This window comes from Endozoicomonas sp. SESOKO4 (assembly GCF_024606275.1).
Map to the genome: position 1 here is coordinate 1 of NZ_JAHHPS010000012.1, position 8,574 is coordinate 8,574.

Here is an 8,574-nt window from a genome sequence, read left to right on the forward strand (position 1 = left end):
AACTCTTCAATTTTGTTGCCTTTCCGGCTTCTGGTGAAAGGCGCGGTGGTAGAAGAGGTGGCATAATCTTTGGTGAATTGAGGGAAGAGCCAATCTCTGGCTGTACAGCGCTTGATGTATCCCGGAATGCCCCTGACGCCAACTCAAATCCACTGCATCCAGATTATAAACCTCGCCGCTCAGGGATTCTGCCCCCTCTGGATTACGAGCCAAAAGTAAAGAATCTCTCTTCGGAACAACGGCCTGAACTGCCGAAAAAATACGCTTCACTTCCTCCAATTAAGAAGGAACGTAACATGTCAGCCATCCAATAATTTGATTAACCGAACCGTTTAATCGTTTTTCTCCCGTTTCACACTCTTAGCGCTACAGCAGGAGATCTCAGAACAGAGATTTATAAGAAGTTTAATACTGGCTTGACTCCGTAATTATCACTGAATGACTGATTTCGATGGCAAAGATAGACTAGTATTGCCGTATATCTATCCCAACAATGCATTAAAGAATTCAGGAACCAATTCAGTGGCAGGCCCGGTAAGACTCCGATCAAACCGTGAGGCGTGGTAACCGGGCTCAAGATTCAACTCAACGGTCTCGGCGCCCGCGGCCTTAGCTTCTGCAAAAAAACCGGCAGCAGGATACACATTACCCGAAGTTCCGATGGAAACGAAAAGGTCACATTGCGATAGAGCTTTATAGATGCGATCCATCTGCAAAGGCATTTCGCCAAACCAGACAATGTGAGGCCGCAGATTACCTGCCTGAAGACAACATGGGCAGAGTGTTTCGGTAGTAAGATCATCATGCCAGTCAAAAACCTGTTCTGTATCCTGACAACTGGCTTTATAAAGCTCACCATGCATATGAATCAGGTTCTGACTGCCCGCCCGGGAATGCAAATCGTCAACGTTCTGGGTGACCAGCAGAAACTCGCCATCATAGGATTTTTCGAAGTCTGACAAAGCCTTGTGAGCAGCATTGCAAACTACTTCAGTCAGTTGTTGACGTCTGTCATTGTAAAAAGCCTGCACCAAAGCCGGATTGCGATTATAACCTTCCGGCGTGGCGACCTCTTCAACCGGATGATTTTCCCAAAGGCCATCACTGGCCCTGAAAGTACGAATACCCGACTCGGCAGAAATACCGGCACCGGTCAGAACAACAATAGATGGGTAATTGTGCATGAGTTTTTGATCAATAGTAAATTGAATTCTTTATCTTCCCAGAAGCCTGAATTTCTGTTGGCATTCAGACTTCTGATCTTTACCGGTATTACCGGGAGTACACCGAGGTATAAGAAAGCGTTTTGTTGCTTTTAGCAGGAACTTTAACCTTGATGGTATCAGTCTGCTGCAGAGCACCGCCTTTCACGTCCTCCAACTTAATCAGAGAATGATCGCGATCTGTCATCATCAGGGTCACCTCTTCATCACTGTCGTTGAATACAACGGTCTGCCAGCGACTAATAAGCTCCTTCTCCCGTTGTTGACTATCAACGCGCTTTCTCTCAACCCTTACGGTCAGGGCTTCACCCATGGCAAGATGAGCATAATCGCCTTTGGTGGTCTGAGGGATCATGGCATTACCGCTGATAATCACAGTGCCATCGCCGGTAGACTCAAGAATCCTCACCTCACCGGCAGGCAGATCACGCTCAGCCTTAAAGCGATAATTCAACCTGGGTCTTTGCAGATCAGAAGTTCTGCCTGAATATGAACGACCATTAACATCCAGCTGATAGTAGCGGTCAAGTGCTATTTGATCATCCTTGTAGAGAGTCATCTGCTGCCAGGAGAACGGGGTCAGTTTCGTTTGGTCCTTCGGTAACGAGATCACCATGACCTCACCCACCCGCTGACTTTCCTGACCGGGCGAAGCATTGGCAGAATCCATCCGCACCATCTTACGGGCATAGCCTACATTAGGCCGTCCCATATCTCCGGCCACCAGCTTGATATCTGCGTTGTTGTAGTCGGTTTCTGTGTTGTTGTTTAACAGAGCTGTCAGTTCAATACGGGCTTTTCCAGTGTCATCCAGAGTCATTCGATAGTGGCTTGAATAGCGAATGGAAGGTGTAATGTAAGACAGACGCAACTGGTCGGTGCCGACAAGATCCGGAAAGCGTGCGATCAAACGAGTTTGATAGTCTTTTTCCAGGAACACCTGTTCGCGTGAGGCCAGCCTGATGCCTTGAGGATCATTCCAGTCAACCAGGTATTGTCGACCGTTACTGCCCTGAACCAGCCCCATTCCACTGTCGTAGGAGAGCAAGACACCCTGTACGGGAACATTCAGCCCACCCCCCACGAGTTCAACCGACTTGCCAACCAGCCGATGGTAAAGATGATCTCTATCCAACCCCCCTCTGTGCCAGATAAGGCTATCAGGAACCACACCTTGTTTGTCTGCGATGTATTCCAGTTCCAGGCTATCATCTTCCCAGTCATCGGCCATGCCCTCAACGACTAATTTCCCTTCCGGTCCGGGAAGCACTTTGAACTGTTGACGAACCAGAGCTTTGTCTGGGTAGAGGGTTAAATGAGTACTGCTTGCATGGCCTACTTCCACTCTTCCTGCCTGTTCATCCGCGGTCACCATATTGGCACTCATGGCCGTCAGCACAACAGCGCTACTCAGTATTCCGGTCAGATTGAATCTGGCTCTCATTATGACTTTCTCCCTTTAATGAGACAGTGTGGGCTGATTGAGTCCGCCTGAATGCGTAACTTAGTGATCAGCCCGGATAGTGATGCAAAGCTTTCGAGGAGCATGCCCGTAAAATAGACCATAAATCAACTCCACGTTTTCTCAAACGGGAGCCGACAACATCATCGAGGATCAGAAAGACCAGAAAGGATTATCCACTTGCAGATTCAGCGCATGGCCAAAGCCGGGCACTTTTATGTGTCGATCGTTGTAATCCAGATCGTCTCCACCGAGAACCCCTTCACCAAATTGATAAATAGGCTCTAGCTGACCGGAAAGCTGCGCAGACTCATACTCTTCCTGTCGATGGGAGGTACTTTCATAACCATGCTGCCAGGATGAAAGTGCCTGCTCGCCATGTTTGGCTTTCAACATATCTCGGGCTATATCAGGGCTCAGAACCAGCGCCGTAGCGTTGTTTCCCCCAAAACCCTTGGCGTTGATCAGCGACATGGCCATCTGTGATGGGCCCATCTCATTATGTTCCATGCTGATGTTGAGGTGTGAATGATGAACGTCTTCAGCAATACCGGAAATCGTTCGGATACCGGGAATGATGCCCCGGTGCCAGACACCCAGTGTTGACATCAGCTGATCACCAGCAGCCACACCAATAGAGTGACCCAGATAGCTCTTAACGGCTGTAACGGGCCAGTTATACATACCAAAATGGCGGGCCGTTTCATTGAGAATATGGGATTCAGTCACCCGGTTTTGTGGGGTGCCGGTACCATGAGCCTGAACAAAACTTCTCTGTCTGATAGCGTCTTCTCCCAAAATTGCCCTGCCCAGGGCAGCAGCTCTGGCAACAGTCAGGTAGTTTCCGGCGCCGGGAGATGAAATGGACTTCTTATAGCCGTCTGCGTTCACAAAAACGTCAGCCACCGCGCCCAGAATTTCAGCACCAGAGTCAAGCACCAGCTCATCATCCATCAAAATAAAGTATTGGGAAGATTCCGCAATGGTAAAACCGGCACTCTCTGCAAAAGGGCGACAGGCATTACGCCAGTCAGGGGGGGTACCTTCGGCAAGACCATCCAGCTTTCTCAAAGCATCGTCCGTAGCCAGAGCTCCCATGGTGCTGTAGCCATCCATGATTTCAGGTAAAAGCGGCGCTTCACTATTGCCAACGATCACTACCCGGCGCTTACCGGAACGAATGTCGTTCACCGCCAGCTGCAGGTTATAAAGCAATGTTGCACAGGCTCCCATTGAGGTGCCAGTGTTACCCAGTGAACCCAGGATATAAGCGTTAATAAAATCAGCGGACATTTCAGCGAAGCCCAGTGGGCACTGCTTGGAAGTCACCCTCTTACCCATCAAACGGGCTTTGAGCATGCCGCCATAACCGTTATAGTCGAGCTGGCTCATGGCACTTCCTGAATAGACAGCAATCTGTTCGGGAGACAATTTCTCTTTCAAGAGCAGCCAGTCCAGACCAGAGGACCGCATGGCATCCGACGCCCCAAAAACCGTCATAGCCAGTGAGCGGGGATGATTTCTGGACTGATAAAGAACAGCAGGATCAAATCCGCTGGGCAACTGACCTGCGGCATTAACAGTGCCTACCTTTGTCGAAGGCAACATCAGGGACTGCAGGCCGGAAAAACGGACTCTGACATTTCGGCCATCGGCCAGTTCATCTACCTGCCAGTTTTCCGGTAATGGTTCAGGTAGCCCAGACTTTGGCAGAATCAGTTCCGAGCCTGCTGCGGCTTCAAGGGACCGATGATAATACAGAGCATTATTATCAAACAGATTGGTTTCGAGCTGCCTGATCAGGGTACCTGAAAGAATAGTGTCTGTCGGAGTGTCTTTATCCAAGCCCCTGAGCTGTGCGATAGCAGTCAACGTCTGCTGCTTGTGTTGAGCACCCAATTGATCAAATACCAGACGATGATAGCCATGAAACCCTGAACTTCGTCCCGCCGGACTGATGCCTCCCTGCGCGACAATGACCGGTAATCTGCTCACGGTAACAACTCCATTTATATGAGGAATATCTCGGTAGTTTAATAGGACATTCATAAACACAACTGTACATTTATGCCAACCAACCTGATAATTACGTCACATCATCAGATTTCCAGGTCAGCTCTTTGACACAGAAAATGCTTTCACTGAATAGAGTTCTGATTCCTCTGGTAGATCATATGCTGTCCACCAGCATCAGTTTGCCGCTTGAAATAATCCAGGCAGGTGTGACCTATAGCCGCCTGAAACATCATTATTCCGACGTAGAAGTCTGTTTCTGTGCTGAGCAACTCAGCCCGATCATCACTATGGGTGGAATACCTCTGACACCGGAAGTGACTTTTGCTCAAACAGGCCCCGGTGACCTGGTGATTGTTCCCGGCCTCTGGCGAAACCCCCTTCCAGTAGTATGGCAGTCCAAAACACTGGTGAAATGGCTGAAGAATCAGCATCAGCAGGGAGCTACCTTCTGCGTGGCAGGAACCGGAGTCACATTTATGGCTGAAACAGGTTTATTGAATCACCAGCCAGCAGCCACTCACTGGTATTTTCTTGAACGATTGAAGCGACACTATCCAGACGTTGATTTTAAACCCCATCACCTGATTACCCGCTCAGGGCGTATATTTTGCGCCGGAAGTGTCAACTCGGTTGCTGACCTTATGATTCATCTGATTGAGCTGAGCATGGGAGAGCAGGTTGCCCATAAGGTCGAGCAGCAGTTCTCCCATGAAATCCGTCGTCCTATGGATCAGATATTGTTTGCTGAAGATCACACCACCACTCATAACGATGAAATCATCATCCAGCTTCAGGAATGGATAAGGCAGCATTATTATGAAGATATTGAAATGAACCACCTGATAGAAGCTTCTGGTTTGACACGAAGAACACTGCACCGAAGATTCAAGGAAGCCACTGGCTTCTCTCCAACCACTTATATTCAGCGAATGAGACTGACCCTGGCCTCAGATCTTCTGAAAAGGACCGACCTTTCCATCAGGGAAGTAGCCTATCAGGCCGGATACACCGACCCTGACTATTTCAGCCGACTGTTTCAGAAGCACTTTCAGCTGACACCAAGCAACTTTAAGCGCAGCGTCCGGGGTAAACTTTTCTATCTTGAGCGCTCTTGATACATTTCGTATCAATATACTGACTGATCTACACCGCCTGCGCCTTTTCCACCCTGCCTGTTTTGGATAAGCTTTACTCGACTGTTATGGCGCAACGAATCTTATTCGTCCCGCCGACTCTTATCATTAACTGGAGCCAAAGATGATTATCAAGCCGAGGATTCGCGGATTTATCTGCACAACGACCCACCCCTTGGGGTGCGAGCAGAACGTCAAAGAGCAGATCGCTTATACCAAGGCTCAGGGTGAAGTGACCGGGGGTCCCAAGCGGGTTCTGGTCATTGGTGCTTCCAGTGGTTACGGCCTTGCATCTCGTATTACCGCGGCGTTTGGCTCAGGTTCAGCTACCATCGGTGTTTTCTTCGAAAAGCCCGCAACCGACAAAAAGCCTGGCACGGCAGGCTGGCACAATTCCGCCGCTTTCGAAAAGTTGGCTCATGGGGAAGGATTGTATGCGAAAAGCCTGAATGGTGATGCATTCAGCCACGAAGCCAAAACCAAAACCATCGAACTTATCAAAAAAGACCTGGGCCAGATTGACATGGTTATTTATTCTCTGGCTTCTCCTGTTCGTAAACTGCCTGACAGCGGTGAAGTCATCCGTTCTGTGCTCAAACCTATGGGTCAGCCCTACAGAGCGACAGCCGTCGACACCAACAAGGATCAGCTGTTTGAAGCCCTGGTTGAGCCGGCAACTGAAGAAGAAGTGGCAGCAACGGTGACAGTGATGGGCGGTGAGGACTGGGAACTCTGGATGAAAGCCCTGTCAGAAGCCGGTGTCCTGGCAGAAGATTGTAAAACGGTGGCCTATAGCTATATTGGTACCGAACTTACTTGGCCAATATATTGGGAAGGTGCATTGGGTGAGGCCAAAAAGGATCTGGATCGTGCTGCCCATGCCATCGACAAGCAGATGAAGAGCCTGAACGGTTCTGCCAACATCGCAGTACTGAAAAGCGTTGTTACTCAGGCCAGTTCTGCGATTCCTGTAATGCCCCTCTATATCGCCATGGTCTTCAAGAAGATGCGCGAAGAAGGTGTTCATGAAGGTTGTATCGAACAGATCAACCGAATGTTCCGTGACCGCCTTTACAGAAAAAACGGCGAAGCTCCGATGGTGGACGACAGCAATCGCCTGCGTCTGGACGACTGGGAACTGAGAGACGACATTCAGTCACATTGTCAGGCACTCTGGCCAACGCTCACCAATGAAAACCTGTCAGAACTGACCGATTACGTTGAATACAAGGAAGAGTTCCTGAAACTCTTTGGCTTTGGCGTTGAAGGCGTTAATTACGAAGAGGATCTCAATCCACTGGTGCCTTTTGACGTCATTGATATCTGATCAACCGACCCGGGAGGGTTTGAAAGCCCTCTCGTTTCACAATGCATTGAAATATACTACAACGACCTCTTATTCATAATAAGAATCTTCCCGACTATACCAGGATTGAGGACGCCCAACGGGCTGACTAAAATCCGGAAATGGCAGTGACTTACCATTGGGGCCCTTGGTCATTTTATAATCCTGCCAGCGATCCTCAATGTACAATTCATCTCCGGCACGTATGAATTTCAGTTGCGCGTAGACTGCAACGGGTAGAGGTTTTGCCCCCGCTGTATAAGCAACACCCGGGGTGAAACCTGTCAGCTCGAAGCCATGTTTCAGCCAGTCCACACTGCCTTTGAGAGCGTGAGATTCCACAACAGCAGGATCACTGTGGGACAGAACACTGCTTTCAAAATACCATTGATGATAGGCATTCATTCTCAATACATAGCGAACCGCCAGATAACGATGCTCACGAAACTTTTTTTTGCGTTGATCATGCTTATAAATTTCGTAGACCGTACAACGAATAGCTTCAATCGTATCAAAGGCAATGGCATCGCCTATTCGATAAGGATTACCAATCAGCACATCACCCTTTGCGATAGTCAGTGTTTCCGGCTCATTTTCAACGGGTTTATTTTTATACTCCTTATCAATAATGATACGAAACTGTCTGGCCTGCAGGGGCTCATAACGCCCGAGCACCGACTGCAGGTGTTGGAAGCCTGCATCGAGATTTTCAAGAGACGGAGCAGATTCGACTGCACAAAGAGGCATAACGAGAATTGAGACCAATGCTAACGCGCCCGTCATCACTCTTTTTATCACCGCACATCTTATCGCACTATTCATCGCACTACTTGACTTAAGGCTCTGATTGTAAGCTAGTCCATACACCAAAACTGTCCAGCCTGAACTTGATCAAAAGGTTCAATAAAGGGCAAGATAAAAATCTGGCGGATAATAAAGTTCTTTCAGGAAATGATTAACTTTGAACAAACCATTCTGATTCTTACCTTCTGTGCAGGCGGTCTGATAACAGCGACAATTGTCTTTTGGAGTCTGCGTTTGGGCATCACTCCAACACCCACTTCTGCCAGGGTAAGATCAAAACTACTGGAAACCTTGCCAGAAATAGTCGATGGCAACATTTATGAATTGGGCTCTGGTTTTGGTTCTCTTATTACGGTATTAGCAAAAACCTATCCAGACCAGATCATTTATGGAATTGAACGCTCCCCTCTTCCCTGCTGGATCAGCCGATTAAGTTGCCGCCATCTGAGAAATGTAGTCATCGTTCAACAGGATATTTTCCAACATAAATGGGAAGGTGCCGGATTGATCGTCTGCTATCTCTATCCCGGCGCCATGGAGAAGTTATCAAAAATCTTTAATCAGAAGCTTAAGACAGGTTGTTACATCGTC

At 48.6% G+C, this 8,574-nt stretch carries 8 protein-coding genes; 4 read left to right on the top strand and 4 right to left on the bottom strand.

Going from position 1 to position 8,574, the window contains the following annotated elements:
* A partial coding sequence (locus KDK16_RS00140; RefSeq protein ID WP_257274154.1) for a hypothetical protein occupies positions 1 to 314 on the top strand: 314 nt, incomplete at its 5' end.
* 168 nt (positions 315 to 482) lie between these two features.
* Here KDK16_RS00140 and cobB read toward each other — a convergent pair.
* From cobB to KDK16_RS00155, 3 genes are all read right to left on the bottom strand, one after another.
* Positions 483 to 1,184, bottom strand: a complete 702-nt coding sequence (gene cobB / locus KDK16_RS00145) for a Sir2 family NAD+-dependent deacetylase (RefSeq protein WP_257274155.1) — start codon at positions 1,182 to 1,184, stop codon at positions 483 to 485.
* Positions 1,185 to 1,272: 88 nt separating this feature from the next.
* The gene (locus tag KDK16_RS00150; protein ID WP_257274156.1) at positions 1,273 to 2,667 is read right to left on the bottom strand and encodes a DUF4139 domain-containing protein; all 1,395 of its coding nucleotides are present in this window, start codon (positions 2,665 to 2,667) and stop codon (positions 1,273 to 1,275) included.
* Between the two features lie 171 nt (positions 2,668 to 2,838).
* A complete protein-coding gene (locus tag KDK16_RS00155; protein ID WP_257274157.1) occupies positions 2,839 to 4,680 on the bottom strand; it encodes a beta-ketoacyl synthase in 1,842 nt (613 codons plus the stop codon).
* A gap of 125 nt (positions 4,681 to 4,805) precedes the next feature.
* Here KDK16_RS00155 and KDK16_RS00160 point away from each other — a divergent pair, with 125 nt between their 5' ends.
* Positions 4,806 to 5,816 carry a GlxA family transcriptional regulator gene (locus KDK16_RS00160; RefSeq protein WP_257274158.1) on the top strand — a complete coding sequence of 337 codons (1,011 nt, stop codon included), beginning with the start codon at positions 4,806 to 4,808 and terminating at the stop codon, positions 5,814 to 5,816.
* 142 nt (positions 5,817 to 5,958) lie between these two features.
* A complete protein-coding gene (fabV, locus tag KDK16_RS00165) occupies positions 5,959 to 7,161 on the top strand; it encodes an enoyl-ACP reductase FabV (RefSeq protein WP_257274159.1) in 1,203 nt (400 codons plus the stop codon).
* Between the two features lie 69 nt (positions 7,162 to 7,230).
* Here fabV and KDK16_RS00170 read toward each other — a convergent pair whose 3' ends face one another.
* Positions 7,231 to 7,944: a hypothetical protein gene (locus tag KDK16_RS00170; protein WP_257274160.1), complete on the bottom strand. Its 714-nt coding sequence runs from the start codon at positions 7,942 to 7,944 to the stop codon at positions 7,231 to 7,233.
* Between the two features lie 186 nt (positions 7,945 to 8,130).
* Between KDK16_RS00170 and KDK16_RS00175 the strand changes: the two genes are divergently transcribed.
* The coding region (locus KDK16_RS00175; protein WP_257274161.1) for a class I SAM-dependent methyltransferase at positions 8,131 to 8,574 on the top strand (444 nt) is incomplete at its 3' end.